Origin of the sequence: Xanthomonas sp. WHRI 10207 (assembly GCF_040202975.1) — a bacterium.
Lineage (GTDB): Bacteria > Pseudomonadota > Gammaproteobacteria > Xanthomonadales > Xanthomonadaceae > Xanthomonas.
In genome coordinates this window covers 1,265,259-1,284,799 of record NZ_JBEGDX010000001.1, presented here as the reverse complement: position 1 = coordinate 1,284,799, position 19,541 = coordinate 1,265,259, and the positions used below count along the sequence as shown (strand labels likewise).

General features: G+C 59.7%; 5 protein-coding genes. All 5 read right to left on the bottom strand.

Translation table 11 applies throughout. The features are described 5' to 3' along the window. Positions 1 to 97 precede the first annotated feature (97 nt). Positions 98 to 487 carry a hypothetical protein gene (locus ABQU90_RS22760; RefSeq protein ID WP_407078745.1) on the bottom strand — a complete coding sequence of 130 codons (390 nt, stop codon included), beginning with the start codon at positions 485 to 487 and terminating at the stop codon, positions 98 to 100. Positions 488 to 827: 340 nt separating this feature from the next. Then, entirely contained in the window at positions 828 to 1,190 is a 363-nt protein-coding gene (locus ABQU90_RS05635) for a hypothetical protein (RefSeq protein WP_323523434.1), read from the bottom strand. A gap of 653 nt (positions 1,191 to 1,843) precedes the next feature. Further along, positions 1,844 to 2,305, bottom strand: coding sequence for a hypothetical protein (locus ABQU90_RS05630; RefSeq protein WP_323523433.1), 462 nt, complete (start codon positions 2,303 to 2,305; stop codon positions 1,844 to 1,846). 9 nt (positions 2,306 to 2,314) lie between these two features. Beyond that, positions 2,315 to 17,743: a two-partner secretion domain-containing protein gene (locus ABQU90_RS05625; RefSeq protein ID WP_503064410.1), complete on the bottom strand. Its 15,429-nt coding sequence runs from the start codon at positions 17,741 to 17,743 to the stop codon at positions 2,315 to 2,317. A gap of 85 nt (positions 17,744 to 17,828) precedes the next feature. Next, positions 17,829 to 19,529 (bottom strand): ShlB/FhaC/HecB family hemolysin secretion/activation protein, encoded by a 1,701-nt coding sequence (locus ABQU90_RS05620; RefSeq protein ID WP_323523431.1) that lies wholly within the window; start codon positions 19,527 to 19,529, stop codon positions 17,829 to 17,831. Positions 19,530 to 19,541 lie beyond the last annotated feature (12 nt).

Here is a 19,541-nt window from a genome sequence, read left to right as displayed (position 1 = left end):
AACTTCGACTTCTTCATACAGAGCTCCTTGGGATGGAACTCTACTTCCAAGTGGATCGAGTTAACGAGGACGCTTCAGTACCCCGCTAGATTTTTTTTCAAGTAATGGCCCCCACATCCTTGGCAGTTCTAAGCGCTGTGCCGTCTTTACTCGGGCCCGCCGCAATATTATTTGGATTAACCAGAAACCATAGCGGACCCTTACGGCCGCAGTCTCTTCGATCCGTCGAGCAATAGCTCATCGTCATTGTCCAGAGGCTGGTAACACTAAGCCGATCGACTTTGCTTGACGACCGAGCCAGCCCGACGAAATCCAACTTGATCCAGATAGACCACATGGTCCAAAAGAGTCTCGCGCTACGTGGGCCTGAGAGCTTTTTTGACAGCACTTCCTGCGGCATGACCTTGTCCAGGCTCAGATCGGCGACCAACTGCTTGAACTTGCGGTTCTCTTCTTCAAGCTGGCGTAGCCGGCGCAGTTCGGACACGCCTAGCCCGCTAAACCTCTTGTGCCAAGCGTAGAAGGTGGATTAGCTAATGCCCATCTTGCGGCAAATCGCCTCGACCGTCGTCCCGGTCTTAGTCTGCTTCAGGGCAATTGGGATCTACTCTTCGGTGAACTTCGACTTTCTTTCATGACCATGGGTCTCTTTAAGCCTGATTTTCGCCGAATCCTCCAGTTTTGGCTGGCACAAATTATAGGGAAGATATCATCAACCGCAGATCTCTAGTCTTAGCTGGCATTGAATTTCGGAGAGTCGACACTTCAAAGTTAATAACACACCCTAGACCAAAGACGTCGATGTAGCAAGATAAGTCCTCCTTGGATTACTTCAATCCTGACCACTCTACCCAAGCTGCCAGGTATCGGGAAGATTCCATATCGAGACGATCAATTAATTCATTGCCTGGCAAGCCATTTCTCATTGAAGCCTTGTGTAACGCTTCCAAAAGTCCCGTCGCAACAGAAGTGGATAGGCTGCTTTCCTTTTCCATAGCTAATTTTATTAACGAGAAAATGTTATCCTTTTTTTCCTCGTTCAATACGGGGAAATCATTCGCAAAATACCTTCCAAGCGACGAAAATATCACAACCCATGGAATATCGCCTTCCCACCCATTTAAACTCGACGAGTAATCTCTTGGCGATAGATTTTCAATGAATTTCAAATAAAAATCATAACAATCCAATTTAATCTCCTTTAAGTAAATTCTGCATATCCTTGATCACCTTTGCAACTAAATCTCTATCTGCTGCCAACTTCGCAGCTGAACCCATATTTACTGCAGATCCCTCATGAAAGGTCTCAGGATTTTATTTTGACCATCGCTGGAGTACTTTAGTATAGTCCTTTGCTTTCTGTGAATGCGATTTTCCGCCAACCAGTTCACCTGTTCTCATTTCATATCGAACTGCATCTGCAGTACTTATAGATCCAATTTTTACTCCATCGCGGTACAGGTCATCGATCACCGACGTTGCCGCCACCAGTGATCGTCGAGCCAAGCGATGTTTGATTATGGCTATTGAAGATGCTCTCGCTGGTGGCAAAGTCGACACAGGCGCACCTGATAAGTGAACATGACCCCGTTATCTTCGACGGCCAGCATTTTATTCCACAAAATCCGAGAGCGGCGACCACTCATTCACAAAAAAAGCTGACATTTATTAAGCAACATATATATTATGTCCAACCCACTTTAATGCCACGTCATTTACACCATCCTCACTAGCTTTATCAAACACTAGATTTTTCATTGAAATTTTCAATTATTCATCCAAAACTTACCACACACAATTCACTTTCGCTCCATATTTAATCTGAAAATTATTTTTCCGCATCTCACACCATGGCATTGCAGTCAAACATATATTCATAATGATCACGAATAGTCCAAACATGGCCGTCGCACCTATCTATCATCATGAGTCCACCTGTAGATACTGCCCCACCCTCCAAACCGAACTTCCAAACTACCGGAGGATAAAATCCGAAATCTCTTTCCAACGAAACACGACACCCAATACTTTCTGAATTTCTTATCGCAATTTCGTATGCCGACCCATGCGAGATTTTATGAAAATCACGGTATATGACAGGGACGGAGAAAACATCAGCACCCTTCTCCCTCATTGCAATAACAACTGGAACTAAATCTATCCTAGAAACATTAACACCCAAAAAAGATGGAAACTCTTCCGGCATTTGACCCGAGTACTCCCGGTCCAAAATTTTCAGGACATTCAAATTAATCCCGGAAAAAGCGGCGTTTGTGTACAGATCGCAAACTACGTCCCTATCCATTAAAAAACCTCAATGACCAATTGATACAGCCCCACCCTGCAGTACAGTACCCAGTTCCTCCATGGACACCGAATAAGATGAACCGGTTCCCAAAGGCCATGGATCCCTGATATACGCACGCCCATCTTTAACGAAGTCAACAACAACAGCATGCAGACCACCTCCGGCCTTGACATTTAACACTAAAGCCGAACCATTTCCAGACAAATCTGCAATCTGCCCAAGGTTAACTTCTTTGAAGTGACTAACTCTGCCAGTATAACCAAGATCAGCCAATGCCTTTGGAACGTCCGATAAATAGGTTCCACTGACGTCAGTATTCAGCGCCGTGCGAATATAAGCCTCTGGCACGTCACCCAAGTTAGCAGCCATTTTGCAACTTGCAGCAACACATGAGAAATCGTTGACTTGACCGAACAGAGGCTTGCTCGGACCAGGATTATATTCACCAATACTATCAACAGAAAACAATCCTCGTCCATTACCAGATTTACCATCCACAAAAACACTATTAGAACGTTCGACAGCCCGATCAACGTTCTTCAAAGCATCATTCATATCTGCAACTGCATCTGCGGCCTCAGATACTTCAGCCGCCATCCGGCCTGAACGAACCGTCATTTTCGCTGCAGTTACTGCAGTGATTGCACCCGCTGTTGCAATTTCCGCCAATGCCTCAAACGCAAGTGCTCCAGTTGCGTAGGCCTTTGCATCACGAAAAGCCTGCAAATCCTTCTGCGTATAATCAACCAAGACATTGGCAATCAACTTCCCGCCTTCGCCTGCTAGCCCATTAGCAATTTTTTTACTGGTTCCCTCGGGATCATGAAGCATCGACCACTGCAGCATCTGCATAGATAACCATGTCTTGGGGTTCACTAGGTCGACCAAGCCGCCTGCTCCGTCCTTGAAACCTAGCAAAGCTTGCCTGGCTTCTTCAGTGGGATTTTGCGTGTAAGCACGCATCAGCTCACTGAAGCTCGCGTCTTCTACAAGGCGGACATTGGCTGCATTGAAGTACAGATTCCTGCCCGTGCTGTCGGCAAACGCTTGAACTGCATAAAGCTCTTGATTCTTGAAGTCCTCGTTGGTGCTCTTGAACGCATTCATGGTGACGCCACGCTCGTCCACGTACGTCAGGTGAGCGCCATTTGCGTTTGCTTCTGTCACCAGCCAGCTCTGTGCATCCTTGTAGCTTTGCACCTGTTCGGGTGTGTAAAGCGTCAGCAAACTCTGCCAATCCTGATCGTTTGCGTACAGCGCGCCACGCATCAGCAGACGCTCTGCTTCCTGCTTACTACAGCCACAGACGCCGGTGTACTCATCAGACTTGCTACGAACGAAAGACAATTCGACAGGATGCAACTGGCGATTGAACTGCTCCCCTGCCAGCGCCGTTGCCGCGCCACTTCCACCGCCACTAATCGCTCCCACAACTGCACTAATGAATTGTTGCGCACCAGGCCCCAGGTCCGCAGTGGCTGGCCGTGATGCTTCCGCAGCACCCGCGCCCAGGGCGCCTCCAAGAACATCGCCATTACCAAGCGCAGCAGACAACGCGCCTACCAAGGTATGCAGCGTTACCTTCGCTGCACCACCATCAATCCATAGGCCAAGACTGCTTCTGGCAGCATCGGCGCGCTGAGTTGCATCACTGATTGCCGTCTGGTCACCAGTCTTTTCCGCCTGCGCTAATGCCTCTTCTGCTTCCTGCCACTCTCTCTCCTTTGCGTTTGCAATCGCGTCGGCAATCGAACCAGCAGTCCGAAAACCAACTTCGCTTGCGATCTGGCCCGCGATCAAATCCTTCTGTACTTTCTCAACGTCGAACTTGTTCTTAAGTCCTTCCAGTTGGATCGTTGTCGCGGTGCGATCCAAGCCATCTAACGCAGAGGCATCACCATTGCGCACGATGACAGTGCCCGCAGCAATATCGCTGCGCGTTGTGCTACTGGATGACTCAGATTGCGGAATCCCTAAACCAGGACGTCCGGTGCCGCCTCCCCACGTGGTCTCACTTGCTCCAGTACTACCCGGCTGTCCCCCACTTTGATCGCCTATCGAGCCACCTGCGCTGGCTGAATAGTTAAAGGTGCTAGCGCTATAGCCTGCTACATTTTGCAGCTCCGTAACTCCAAGACTCTCTGTCGAGAGCAGATTCTTTTGAGGTATTGCCGTGCTTGCAAGAACGGCACCATCGAGTTGCGTGTGGTTACCTACATTGATGGAGTAGCCGCCGTTGCCGGCAGCAAGGCCGGTTTGACCATTGACTGCGTTGTAATTGCTATCAATCTTGGTCTGACCGACGCTGGCGCTGCCATAGCTTGAGCCATAGCAGATTGGGGGAATACAAAGGCTGAGATTGAGGCCGCCGCTACGATCATCCTGATCGTAAGTTTGCTGATCTTGTGTACTGGTAAGCGTGAGGTTGCGTCCAACATCTGCAACCACGGTGTCACCGATCGCCTGAGCGCCTTTCAATGTTGTGTCGCGCCCACTATTGATCAGCAGTACGTTGCCAGCTTGAACCTCTGTCAATTGATTGGTTGCCGACAGGCCCTGACTCTCGCCAAGTGCACGCGAGGCCGCGAGCTCAATGGTGAATCCGTTCTGTGACCCACCTAGACCAAAGCCCACACCAATACTGGCGTTGTGAGCATCGTACTTGCTGGCTTGGTCGCTGCTACTGATGGCCGAAAAGAGATTGATATCACGAACAGCGTCTAGCGCTACCGTATTTCCAGCTCTGATCTGGGTACCCTTCGAAGTGATATCGCCGCTGGCAGCATAGCCGTCAGCGCCTTTTGTGCCGTCGCCGTTCGCAAGTATCGTGACATTGCGGCCTGCGTTGACCGTACTACCTTGTGCCGTAGTGTCGAGATAGCTGGACTCACTCTTCTGAACGCCCCCGCCGACGCTTACAGTCACCTTTGCTGCGGCACCGCTCTGTACAGCATCTTTTGCGGCATAGGCGGCCTGCGCCGCATACAGCGCTGCCATCCGCTCATCACCTTCGTCTTGTGCCTTGCCTGCAGCATCTGCAGCACGCGCAGCTTCGACGGCATATCCAGATAGTGCAGCAGTCACGCCGTACTGGGTAACACGATGTGATTCAACCTGATTTGCGGTGTTCGTTGCAGCATCCAGAAAGACATTTCGACCGGAAAGCGTCACATCGTTGCCGGCAAATATGTCAGCTCCCTTGGCAACCAGATCTTGCTTGGCGAGAACATTCACATCTCCCTTCAGACTGCTCAACTGAGTGCGCAGACTGTTCTGATCGGTGCTACTGCCATCGACAACGTGCAACTCTTTGCGGATACCAACGGTGCCGGAGTAGCCATCGCCCCCCAGGTCACCGAACTGCATCTGCCGCTGCGTTTCTTGCCAGCTTTGAGTCGCCGTGCCTGGCAGGAGCTCGATACCGCCCTTCTGGGCGATCAAATTGACCGCAGCTTCCGCAGCAACATTTGCACCCTGTAGCGCAATATCGCCTTGCCTACTGATCAGCGTGATTTGTTGCCCACTGATACTGCTACCGGTCTGCCCAACAACTTGTCTACCAGCATCGTTGGTTCCACGTCCTTCGCTGTACGGCATTGTGGTGATGCCGCCGCTGTTTGGACCACCATTGACCTGCCGGCTCGCCGCGCCGATGTCCTGGATGGCAAAAACTGTGCTGCTGTTCTTTGTCTTGCTATCACTCGTTTGTATTTGTGTGTCCGCGCTTGTCAGTAGCATCAGATCGCGCTGTGCATCAAGCATCACCGTACCACCGGCCAGAAGTTTGCTACCGGCAAGGACGATGTCGCCTTCTGTCGAGCGCACGCTGATGCCGCCGGCAGCCGTGACCGAAGTTCCACGCTGTGTGGTACGTTCAATATCTACGTTTGCGGATGCGCTTTTACTGCCAAAGCCCATGGCGATCTGCGGCAGGCTTCCAGCCGAGGCTGCAACTTCATTGAGGTAGCTCTTAGTCTTTTCCCTTCCATTAGCATCGCTATCGTCAATCTGCTGCATATTGCGAACGGTATCGATCGGGGTGCCAACCAACGCCATCGATAAGCCACTGCTACTTGCCTTAGCTTGCGACTGGATTCGCTCAGTCTGCTCGACCGGTGTGATTTCCACATTGCGGCCCTGGATGGAAATATTGCCGCCAACTCCTTCGACATCATCTTGAGCGCGGCCGGCAAACAGATCGCTACCACGGATCGCAACATCGCCTCCTGCCACCACACTTACATTCCCTTCGACGCTACCAATCAAACTTCCTATGGTGGTCGTTTTGCTGGACTCACTTGCATTCGATGCTTTCTGGCTACCCGCTGTGAAGCCAATGCCTCCCAAACCGCTCGCGCCGCCTCCGCCAAATAAACCAGACTTCTTGGTCTTGGATTCATGCGCCTCGGCGTAGCTGTTCTCCGCAACTTCGATGGCAATGTTGTTGCCGGCAGCGAGCTTCACATCGCCTGTTCCAGCGACCTGCGCGCCCTGCGACAACAGGTCGTTACCTGCCGCAATCTGCACGGTTTCGCCGCTGAGCGTGGTGGTGACGGCCACGTTGTCGTGCCACTCATCATGCGTAGTCGTGGTCTTGCTTGAGAACGTACCCTTCTTCTTCTTGGTTATGTCCTGCACGGCATCGTGCTGCTCGCTGGCGGCGAGCAGGTTGACGTCGTTGCCGGCAGCCAGAGTGATGCCACCTTCCTTGGCGGCCGCAGATGCGGCGGTCAGGGTGATGTCGTTACCAGCCTGCATCGCCAAGTTACCGCCGGCACTGAACTCGGTGCCGTAGACGGTTTCATCGCTGGTCGCGGTGGTCTGCTTGAAGCGCTTGCGCGTTTCCAGGGTGTTGCTGGTGTCCACCGTCGTCAGCGTACTGGCATTGATGTCATTGCCGGCGCTGATGCCTAGGCCTTTGCCGGCGTCCAGCTTGGCCGCGACCAGATTGACGTCATTACCGGCGCTGAGGATGAGGTTGCCGCCGGCCGTCAGTGCTTGCTGATCGATGGTTTGAGTCGTGGTTGTCGTGGTGACGCGGGTTTTGCCGTTGCGTGTCTTATAGCTGTTGGTTTCGCTGTAGTTGAGCACCGACTCGACGTTGAGATTGTTGCCTGCAGCCGCGATCAGATCGCCGCCGGCGCTGACGTTGGCCTGACGGATGGTCAGGTCGTTGCCTGCGGTGAGTTGCAGGCTGTCGCCGGTGCTGATGGTGGTACGCGTGGCGACCTTGCCGTCCAGACCGGTGGTCGGGGTCAGCGAGAGGTCGTTACCCGCCTGCAGCGCGGCGCTGCCGCCGGCCTTGATGGTGACGCCGTGCAGTTGCAGGTCGTTGCCTGCCGAGACAATCAGATCCTTGCCGGTGATGACCGACACGGCATCGCGGCCGCGCAGCAAGCCGTTATCGTCGCGCAACGCGCTTGGGGTGAGGCTGAGGTTGTTGCCTGCGATCAAGGCCGCACTGCCGTCGGCCTGCACGCGGGTACCGGTCAACGTCATGTCGTTGCCGGCAAACAGTTGCAGGGTGTTGCTGGCCGTGATGCCCGACAGGATGCCGACGCCGTTGATGGCCTTGGTTGCTTCGCTGATCAGGTTATTGCCAGCGACCAGGGCGACATCGCGGCCCTGGATCTGACCCTGATTGAACAGGTCGTTACGTGCTTCCAGCGCCACGCTGCCGGTGCCGCTGATGCGGCCCTGGTTGAGCAGGTTGCCTGCGGTGATGCTGACGTCGGCACCGGCGATCACGCCCTGGTTGCTCATGGCATTGGTGGCGTTGAGCTCGACGTTGCCGCCAGCTATCAAGGCGCCATTACCGCGCAACTGCAGCGAGTTGGAGGCCAGATACACCACCGGTACCAGCACCTTCTGGCCCTGGTAGTCCTGCTCCACCATCCACACGATGTCTTGCGTCAACGCTGCCGACTGGGCGGCGGTCAAGCCCACGCCCATGCTCAGCTGCAGCTGACCAGCGGCCGCTACACCCGACTCCAGCAAGGCGCGGTACTGCGCCACGCCATCGGCGTAGTTGCCCAGATAACGACGACCGGTGAGCTGGGTGATCTGGTCCAGCACCAGGCGCTGCTCGTAGAAGCCATCGCCCAGGCGGGTCTGGGTCCACTCGGGGTCTACGCCCAGCTTGTCCAGCAGGAAATCGCTGCTGATGAAGTTGTCGTAATTGACGAAGCGCGGGTCGGTCTCGATCAGGTAACGACGGCCCGGCCCATTGCTGCGCCAAGCGTTGATGCCGCCGAGGCCGACTGCCGCGCGCCCCATGGCAGTGCGATCGGTGGCGTTGCCATTTGACAAGCGATACAACCCGCCGATGGGCAGATCGATCTGCGTCAGCGAGGTCTGGCCGCCGCCAACGATGTTGGTCACCGGAATGGTGGCCGGATCGATGCGGGTGCGGCTTTCGCCAGCACCTGCAACGACGCCGGTACCGGTAGCGGTGGTCTGCACGTTGGCCTGATCAACAGTGCTGCGCACCAAGCCACTGTCATTGGTCATGACCGGTGCAACCGACATGGCGACAATGCCGCCAGATGCCGCAAGCGACGCATCCTGCGTATTCGCGCCAACCTGCGCACCCGCGTTGCCGGCGGTATTGCTCGCCACGCTGATGCTGGCTGCGCCGCCATTGGCCCGGCCGATGACAGCCTGACCACCGACATTTGCCGCGGTCTGCCGCGTGCGACCGCTCAATCCGCCTTGTGCGCTGACGCCATTGAGCGAGGCACCGCTGATGTTACGGCCATCGCTACCGACGGCGCCGTTGCTGATGTTGGCGCCGTTGATGCTGACACCTTGGCCGCCGGTCATGCTGGCGCCTAGGGCGAGGTAGCTACTATCTACGCTGCCAGAACCTACGACACGCTCATCTGTTTCCCAATAGCAGACCACGTTCTGACCAGGCCGCTGCATGCAGTCGTTATAGACTGCCCTAGCCGTATATTCGGTGTCTGTGTAATTGGCGACCTGCTTAAGCGCCAAGGCCTGATTGAGCACATCATCACTACTGGCCAGCATTCCGTCTGACAAACCACCGACACCACGCTGGTTCACCAGCAGAGAACCCGCAGCAGCTATTGTCGACGTATTGTTTGTTACGTAACCCGACAAGCCGATATTACCACCGGCAATAATCCGGCCTTCGGCGCTAGCCGAAATCAATTGCTCGCGCTCACGCACATCGTAAGAACGGTATACACCAGGATCGTGTCCTGCGTAGCGAACACCACCGGCACCGGAACTCCCCGGCCTTGGATCTCTTCGGATAACGTCTTCGGGCATAGCAGCATTAGCAGCAACACGCTCCGCCTCTGTCAGAGGTCCAGTTCTGGCATTAACAACACGCCGCCGATTATTCAGCTGATTAGCCGCAATCAAAATGCTTCCATCGGCCTCAATGCTGCCCGACAGGTTATTCACCACACCGGTGCGCGACACCAAGGTGCCACCACCATCCTGCGCACCACCAATGGCGATATTGCGCAGGCTGAAAATGCGCGCGTCGCGGTTGAGCAGTTGATCGCGCACGATTAGGTTCATGTTGCCGGTGGAACCCAGCAGGGCCGAACCATAGGCAGCGTTGTTGGCCACACCGCCAAAGTCCGCGCCGTTGACCAACGTGCCGGTATTCACCGAAACATTGCCGCCGACGATACTGCCGGTGTTGTAGACGCTGTTTGCCACCAGCGATAGCGCAGCGTTGCCGGAAATACTGCCGGCGTTGTCGATGACATTGCCGCCGTTGAGGCGGGTATCGTTGGACAGGATGTTGGCACCGGCACGGTTGGCGATGCTGCTGGCGGTGATGTCCAGGCGGCGCGCTGCCTTGAGCGTGGCCTCGTTGACCAGGTTGCCGCCCACGCGCAGGTTAAAATCGCCATTACTGGTGAGATCTGCGCCGGCGCGATGCGTGTAGTCGCTGCGCAAGGTCAGATCCAGCAGGTTCTGCGCCAGAATGCTGCCACCACCGTCGAACCCGACGGTATCGATCACCACATCGCCAGCGCCGCCGGTGATGCTGCCCGCACCAATCTGACCACCGGCATTGCTCAAGCTCTGCAGGTTCAGGCGAACTGCCTGCTCGGCTTTGATCCTGCCGTTCTGATTGTTCAGCGTGGCGCCTGCGCGCTGCAGCAGGAAGCTTGCGCCGGCATAGATGTTGCCGCCCTGATTGTTCAAGGTGTTGGTATTGGCGATCAAGTCGCCGCCTGCCACCAGCTGCCCGCTGTTATTGGCAATACTGGCAGCATCGATCACCACGCTGCCGCGGCCACCGAGATTGCCACTGGTATTGGTCAGCGCACCGCCGGTGCTGACACGCGTCAGACCGCCGCCATTGTTGACGATGCTGCCCTGCGTATTGTCGATCCGTCCGCCCGATACGGTGAGCGTGTTACCGGCGTCGAGCTGGCCACCGCTGTTGAGCAGCGCGCCTGTCACCGCAACATTGAGATCGCGGCCCGCACTGAGTTTGCCGCTCTGGTGATTGTCCAGCTGGCCGCGTGCGGTGACGCTGAGGTCGCGCCCGGCTTGCAGGCTGCCACCGGAGCTTGCGATGTTTTCCGCAGTGATCACTGCATCGGTACTGGCACCGATGATGCCGGTGCCGTTATCCAACCCACGAGTGAGCTCGACGCGCAGACTGCCGCCCGTACCACCGCTGCTCACCGCCTGCAGCGTGCCACCGCTATTGCTGAGGCTATCGGCACGCAACGTCATCGCGCCACCGCTAGCCTGCAATAGGCCGCTACGGTTGTCGACAGCACCACCGCTTTGCACAGTCAAACCGCGTGCAGCGACCGAACCACCAACATTATTGAGGCTGGCCGCAGCAAGCGTTGCATCGCCAGCGGCAGCCACCGTGCCACCCTGATTGTTCATGCCGCTGCTGGCGCCGATGGTCAACGTCCCCTGCGAGACGATGCGACCGTTGGCATTGCCCAATGCGCCACGGCTGGTGACCGACGCAGTACCGGTACCGGCGTGCTCGATCCGTCCCTGCGCATTCTCAAGGCTTGCGGCAGTGATGGTCAGATCCTGCCCATTGCTGGCCAAGGTTCCCGACGTGTTGTCGATTGCGCCACCAATGCTGACGCGCGTCGCGCCGGTACCACTTTGTACGAGACGGCCGCCGGCATTATTCAAACTGCCGCCATCGATGCTGAGCTGACTGGCCTGGAGTTGGCCGCCAGTCGTCGTGAGACGGCCGTTATCGATGGTGCCGCCTGCCTGCACGGTCAGCGTGCCGCCGGCGAGCAGGTCGCCGCCACGATGGTCGAGGCTACCGCCGGTTGTCAGCGCGACATTGCCGGTGGCGCGCGTGCTGGCGCCAGCCAGCTGCAACTGGGCCCCCTGCGCCAGCAGATTGCCGCCCGCCAACAACTTGCCCGAAGCACTCAGCTGGCGATCGGCGACCAGACTCAACGTACTGCCGGTTCCCAGGTTGCCATCACCCGCAATGCCTGCACCAACCGTACCGGCGATGCTGATTTCGCCCGCACGCAGGCTCAGATTTCCGGCGGCGGTGGTCTGCCCGGCGTTTTCGATACGCGCGCCTTGCAGTCCCAACGTCGCACCACTGACGACGCCCTGTTGACGCACCACGGCGTCGCTGGCGAGCGTGATCTGCTGGCCGCGCAGCTGACCTGCAACGGTCAGATCGCTTTTCGAGCGCAGGTCGAGCGTGCTGCCTGCACTCAGGGTGCCGCTTTGCGCCAACGCGCCGTCGGCTTGCGCAGAGAATGCGCCCGCCGCTGCCAGGCTGCCGTCGAGCTGCAGGTTGCCACGGCTGATCAAGGCGACGTCGCCGCGCTCGCTACCGAGCTGACCAGTGCTGGCGAGCTGCGCGGCCTCCACACGCAGGCCGTTGCCGCCAATCAAATCACCGCGATTGTCCACCGCACCTGCGGCGGTCAGACCCAAGCGCTGCAAGCCGTACGCCTGACCGGTCTGACGCAGCGAACCGACACCAAGCGTCAATTGATTGCCTGCGCGCATCGCGCCGGCATTGTCGAGCAAGCCGGCGATGGACAGCGTGGTATCGCCTTGCGCCAGCAGCACGCCCGTGGCGGTGTTGCTTGCACTGGCTGCGGTGACGGACAGATTCTGGCCGGCAACAACCTGCGCCGCGTTGGTCAATGCGCCGGCCGCGCTCAGCACGACTGCGCGATCAGCCTGTGCCACCCCGGCCACTGCCAGGTTGCCCGTGCTGCGCAGGCTCAAATCAGTGCCCGCATCCAACGCGCCGCGGCTGTCGATCGCCGCGCCATCAAGACTGATCGCACCGCCGCCTTGCAATACGGAAGCCTGTCCGGTGGTGACCGTCGCACCGCGCAGGGTTGCGTTGCCGCCCGTGACGGCCTGCCCGTTCAACGCCAGCGTGCGCTGCGCCTGCAGGTCGAGGGAGGAAGCCGACTGCAACGTACCTGCTGCAACCAAATCGCGCCCTGCCTGCAATGCGACCGACTGCGCCTTGAGCGATCCGCCTTGCTGCAGGTCACCAGCAGCGGTTGCCTGCAACGTGGTTGCGGCAGCCACAACACCTTGCAACGCGATGTCGCCGCGACTGACCAGCGTGACGTTGGCTGTTTCGCTGCCAAGCTGCCCGCTGCTGCGCAGGCTGCCTGCGTCCACGGTCAACGCGTCCTTGGCGATCAGGTTGCCGCGGTTATCGACCAGCCCGGTCGCCGTGACAGTCAACGCCTTGCCAGCAATGGCGGCACCGCTCTGGTCGATGCTGGTGGCGGTCATGCGTAAATCGCCACCGCTCTGCACGCTGCCTGCGTTCTGCAATGTGCCAGTGGTGAGTGTGACGCCGCCCTGTGCAGCCAGCGTGCCCGTGACAGCATTGCTTACAGTGGCTGCCTGCACCGATAGGTCACGGCCTGCGATGACCTGACTGGCGTTGCTCAACGCGCCGTCGGCACTGAGTACGACGTCGCGATTGGCTTGCGCCACGCCTGCCAATGCCAGTGCGCCGGTACTGCGCAGACGCAGGTCGCTGCCGGCGTCGAGCGTGCCGCGGCTGTCGATGGCCGCGCCCTCCAGGGTGATCGAACCAGCGCTTTTCAGCACAGCAGCAGTTCCGGTGGCGATGCTGTTGCCACGCAACGCGGCATCGCTGCCTGCCTGTGCCTGACCATTCAGGACCAGCGCACGCTGCGCCTGCAAGTCCAGTGTGGAGGCTGACTGCAGCGTACCGCCGGCAGTAAGATCGCGACCCGCCTGCAGGCCAACGGTCTGCGCGGTGAGCGAACCAGATTGCACCAGGTCACTAACTGCAGTGGCCTGCAGCGTGGTGGCGGCAGAGACGAGGCCTTGCAGATCGATCGCATTCTGGCTGATCAGCGTCAGCGCGCCATTCACCGAGCCAAGCTGGCCGGTGCTGGTAATGCTGCCGGCGGCGATGCTCAGATCCTTGCCGGAAACCAGCTGACCACGATTGTCGAATGCGCCAGTCGATGCGATCGAGATCGCATCGCCGCTATAGAGTCGGCCGCGCTGCAACAGCGACCCTGTCGACAGCGCCAGCCCACGCTCGCCGTGCAAGGTACCGCTGTTGTCCAATGCGCCAGCGACGTCGACACGCAGATCGCGCATCGCACCCAGCGTCGCATTCGTCAGGTTTTCGGCGCTGGCCGCCTGCACACTGAGGTCGCGTGCGGCGACAACTTGCGCGCCATTACGCAATGCACCAGTAGCAGTCAGCGCGACGTCGCGTCCGGCCTGGGCAATACCGGCCAATGTCAGATCGCCTGCGCTAACCACGCTCAGGTCGGTTGCTGCATCGAGCGAGCCACGGCTATCGATCGCTGCGCCATCCAGGGTGATGGTGGCACCGCTCTGCAGGACAGCCGTGCTACCAGTGGCGATGGTTGCGCCCTTGAGGACGGCGCTGCCCGTGCTCGCTGCCTGCCCATTCAAGGCCAGCGTGCGCTCGGCCTGCAGATCCAGGGTGGATGCAGAATTCAGGGTGCCGCCGAGAGTGAGATCTTGGCCAGCCTGCAGTGCAATGGACTGCCCGTTGAGCGCGCCGGCTTGCTCAAGATCACTGCCGGCGGTAGCGCGCAGCGCGGTTGCCGCGGCGACCACGCCGCCCAGCTGCATGACGCCCTGGCTCGCCAACGTCACATCGGCACGTTCGCTGCCCAACTGCCCGGTGCTGCGCAGCGTGCCTGCATCGATCTGCATCGCATCCTTGGCAACCAGCGTGCCGCGATTGTCCAGCGTGCCCGCTACCGCAACCGTCATTGCCTTGCCTGCAGACACGCTGCCACTCTGGTCCAGCGCTGCTGCGGTGAGCTGCATATCGCCACCGGCCTGCACGCGGCCGGCGGTGTTGAGCTGCGCCGTAGTCGTCAGGGACACATTGCCCTCGCCTGCCAATACGCCAGCGGCGGTGTTGTCCAGACGTTGCGCCTGCACTGTCAGATTACGGCCTGCGACGACCTGCGCGGCATTGCTGACGGCGTTGGCCGCGCTCAGACGCACATCACGTCCGCTCTGTGCAATGCCAGCCAGGGACAGATCGCCATCGCTGCGCATTTGCAGATCGCTGCCTGCGTCGAGTGTGCCGCGGCTATCGATTGCGGCGCCGTCCAACGCGATCGCACCGCCAGCCTGCAACACCGCACCCTGGCTGTTAATCACGGTGGCTGCACGCAATGCAGCATCGCCACCCACCTGACCTTGTGCGGCAAACGTCAGCGTGCGCTGCGCCTGCACATCCAGCGCGGATGCAGCACGCAAAGTGCCGGCCGCAGTGAGATCGCGACCGGCAGCGAGGACCATGGTTTGCGCGGTCGCGGAACCTGCTTGTTGCAGATCGCCACCGGCCGTGGCCTGCAGCGACGTCCCCGCAGCGACCACACCCTGCAATGCGATGTCGCCATCGGTGGTCAGGCGCACCTCTGCCGCTTCGCTGCCGAGTTGACCGGTGCTGCGCAAGCTACCGGCCTCGATCTGCAAGGCGTTCTTGGCCACGATGTTGCCAGTGTTGTCGAGCGCACCTGCTACCGACGCCGACAGCGTATTGCCCGAACCGACCCGGCCACTCTGGGTCAGCGTGTCAGCGGCGAGCTGGAGTGCATTGCCGGCATAGAGGCTGCCGGCGTTATCGAAGCTACCCGTGCTGCGCAGACGCGCATTGGCATCGGACGAAAATGCCGCACCCTGCGCATTACGCAGCGACGCAGCATCCACCTGCAGTGCACCTGCTGCAACCACGTTGGCGCGATTGTCCAGCAGCCCACCTGCCTGCAAGGTAGCAGCGCCTGCGCTCTGCACCGTTCCGCTCAGGGCCAGATTGTTAGTACTTGCAATCCGCAGATCACCGCCTGCATCGATCACGCCATCATGATCAACGGTGGAGCCACGCAATTGCAGCGCGCCGCCACTGCGCAGCTGCCCACGTTGACGCAATGCACCGTTCGCCTGCAGGTCGAGCACACCAGCCGACTGCACGATGGCATCACTGCTCAGCGCGCCGCCGGTGGCGATGTTCAGTGCACCACGCGTGCTCTGCAACGTGCCGGACACCGCCGCATCGCCGCCGCTGCGAAGATTCACGCTGGCGGCATTCACCGCACCGGCAATCCGTGCATCCGTGCCGGCATCCAGTGCCAGCATGCCGCCTGCCACCGTGTTGCCGCTCAAGCTCAAGCCAGCGCGGCTGCGCAGCGTGGCGTCGCCGCGTTGGCTACCGATGTCGCCGCGGCTTTCCAGCTGTGCGGCGTCCACGGTCAATGCATTGCCGGCGACAACGGTCCCGGCGTTGACCAGCCCGCCAACCACGGTTGCCTGCACGTCACGCGCGGCAGACAAGCTGCCGGTGGTGGTCAGGTTGTTGGCCTGAATACGCAAATCGCGCCCCGCGTAGCCGCTACCGGCATTGCTCAACGCGCCAGCGCTGCGCAGATCCAGATCCGTGCCAGCCGAGACGGCGCCGCGTTGCGCAATATCGATCGCAGCGGCGTTGAGCACGAGCGTATCGGCAGCGATCACCCGACCTTGCACATCCAGGCGGCCACCGGCCTGTACCTCTGCACCCTGCCCGGCCTGGGCCAACCCGCCCATGCGCACATCACCGCTGCCGACCACACGCAGTGCGGACGCTGCATCCAGCGTCCCCAGCGCATCGATGCTGGCTGCGCTCAATGCAATGGCGCTACCGCTCTGCAAGGTGCCGGACAATGCAATGCGATTCGCGCGCAGCGTTGCACCCGTGCCGCCATAAGCCACACCGCCGCTGCGCAACACGCCGTCAGCGCCCAGCTCCAGCGCGCCGTTGGTATGCAGGCTGCCATCGGCCGTCAATTCGGAGCCGAACAGACGGATCGCCCCCGCGCTGCTACGCCCGGTATGGCTCAAAGTACCGTCGGCCTGCGCAGTCAACGCGCCAGCGGCCACCAGGTCGCCGGCTAGGCGGATGCCTGCGCCGCGCAAGCTGACATCGCCCTGCTGCGAGCCAAGCACGCCGCGCTGTTCCAGATCACCGCTTGCCCGCACGTTCAAGCCATCGCGTGCCACGGCGGTGCCGCTCAGACTCACCTGACCAGCGCTGTCGATCTGCAGATCACCGCTCTGCGCGGCCAGGGTGCCGCGGCTGACCACGCCCACGCCGGCTTCGGTAGCGATCAGACGGATGCGGTCGGCATACATGCCGCCCAGTTGCGCGACATCGATGCCGATCGACGGCGCAGCACCATCGGTACCAGGCAGCACGTCGAGCAACATGCCGTCGTAGTTGACGCGCCCTGCGCCCGCGCTCGCGACCAATTCCTTGGTCCAGATCGACCCATTGACGCTGAGCTGACGCGACAGCAGATCCAGACGATCCACATTGAAGGCGTCAAGACCATTGCTGCCAATGCTGAGCGCACCGCCGGTGATGGTGAAACCAGTCAATGCGCCATCGCCGCCCAGGTTGGGCGTGCCGGTGGTCAGCGTGACGCGCGAGGTATTGAGAAATCCGCAGCCATCGCAGGAAATGCCATTGGGATTGGCAATGACCAATTGCGCCTTGGCGCCGGCGATTTCGGTGTAGCCCTGCAGGCGGCTACTGGCAGAGGTGACCTCGTTGAGGATCAACGATGCCGCACCACTGCGCTGCAGATTGTTGTTGCCGGCCACATAGCCACCCAGCTCGGTCTTGGAGATCTGCGCGCTGTTGTTGAGGATCAACCCGTTCGGGCCGACGTTGAAATTGCTGTAGCGATTGTGCGAAATGCCGCGCGCATTGGGAGCGACGATATCCACCACCGGCACACCGTTGGCTGCTACCTGCTGGCCGGGTGTCTGACCACCGGGGTTGGCCGTCGGCGCAACCTGCGCCCACGCCGGAAACGATGTCCAGGTCACGGTGAAGCACAGCAGCAGCGCCAACGCGCGCTTGCTTTGTTCGGCTACGTAACTACGCACGCTCATCGCTTCGGTGTCCATCGTTTCTCTCTCGCCGCCCGCAGGCGTCATCAATCAACAAGCGCGCCGCCGGCTGGCAGCGCGATCCATGTCAAAACTGGTAGATCACACGCGCGCCGTAGGCCGGCTGCGCACTTCCAAATCCATCGGGCCGGTGGATCGCCCAACCGGCAAATGCATCGACGCTGGCGCCGAACCAGCCGCCGCGCAGCCCCACCGCGCCACCGACCAGACTGCGACTGCGCAGCCCGCTGGCGCTGGTGCCATCGATGCGTCCCGCGTCCAAACCCAGGTAAGGCGTTAGCCCGATCTGCTGCACCGGAAAACTCAAGGTATTGCGCCAATACGCGCCTTTTTCGGCACCCAGGGTCGCTTCGCCATCGAAGCCGCGCACGCTGTATCGGCCGCCAATCGTGAAGAATTCCGAGCCAAGCAACAGTTCGCCTGCGGTCTGCGCGCGCAGGCTGCTTTCCCAGGCCATGGGCACCGCACCCAGCTTGAACGGCAGCGCAGTGCTTACATCCAGCGTGGTCACGCCATACCGAAAACTGGGGAAACCGATCTGCGGGTCATAGCCGGTCCATTGGCTGTTGAACCACGGCGTGCCGCGTCGGTGTGCGATGCGCACGTCCAGCTGCATCGCGCCCAAGTAACGCCGATGCGTGAAATAGAACTCGGCACTACTGGTATCCCGCCGCTGGATACCGATCTCCACGCCGTCCAGATAGCTGCGCGCACGTCGCCGCCCCACTGTCACCCCGGCAGAAGTCTTGCTGGTGCCATCGCGATGCAAGACGCGCTGGATGTCCAGCTGGGCATTACTGGATTCGCCGCTGGACTGGAAGGTCTGCAAGAACCCGTCCACGCGCTGGTGATAGCGGTACGACGACGCCGACAGCGCAACCGTCCACCAGCCCCACGGCAGGCTGTAGCTCAGACTGTTGCCGCGGGTGCCGCGCTCTTCATCGCGTGTTGCCAGATCGTGGCTGTAGCCGACACTGAGCAGGTCGTTGAGTCCCAACGGATTGTCCAGCGACACATCCAGCCCGCCCTGCATGCGGCCGGTGGCTTCCACGCCCGAATCCTCGGCGTTGACCACACCGCGCCAACGCCGCCCATGCTGCAAGGTGATGACCAGATCCGATTCGCCTGGCGCTTCGCCCGGTGCGATATCGATCTTGGCGTCCTGCGATGGCAGGCGCTTGAACTGCTCCACGGCTTGTTCGATCGCGCGCAAATCCAGCAGATCGCCAGTGCGCAATGGCAAGGCGGTCTTCCAGTGCGCACCGTCGGTATCAGACACCACACGTACCGCACGCAAACGGCCCGGCATCAGTTCGAAGCGCAACTCGCCGCGCGATAAATCCTGCTCGGGCACGCCGATGCGCGTTGTGACAAAACCGCGCGCGACCAGCCGATCCAGTGCGCGACGGCGAATGACATCGATGCCGATGCGGCCGATGCAGCGCCCCTCGTAACGGCGTAGCGATTTCCACAGCCAAGCGAACCGCGCAGCATCCTGGCCCGCGCCCGACAGGCGCACACGCGTGATCGAAAAACACAGCGCTTCTTCGGGAAGCACAGTGCTGCGTACGTCCACGCGCTCGGCATCCTCGCGCGGGCCGGCGAAAGGCGCCTGGCGCTCCTGCTCCTGCCGACGCTGAATCTCTTCGGCCTGGCGCAGTTGCTCCTGCCGGTCCAGGCTGGTCGGTGCCGATTGTTGTGCAGCCGCCAGCCCGGCGACCGCCCATAGGCAAGCCGCCAGCGCCAACGGCGCCGATCGCATCCACATCTGTCATGCCCC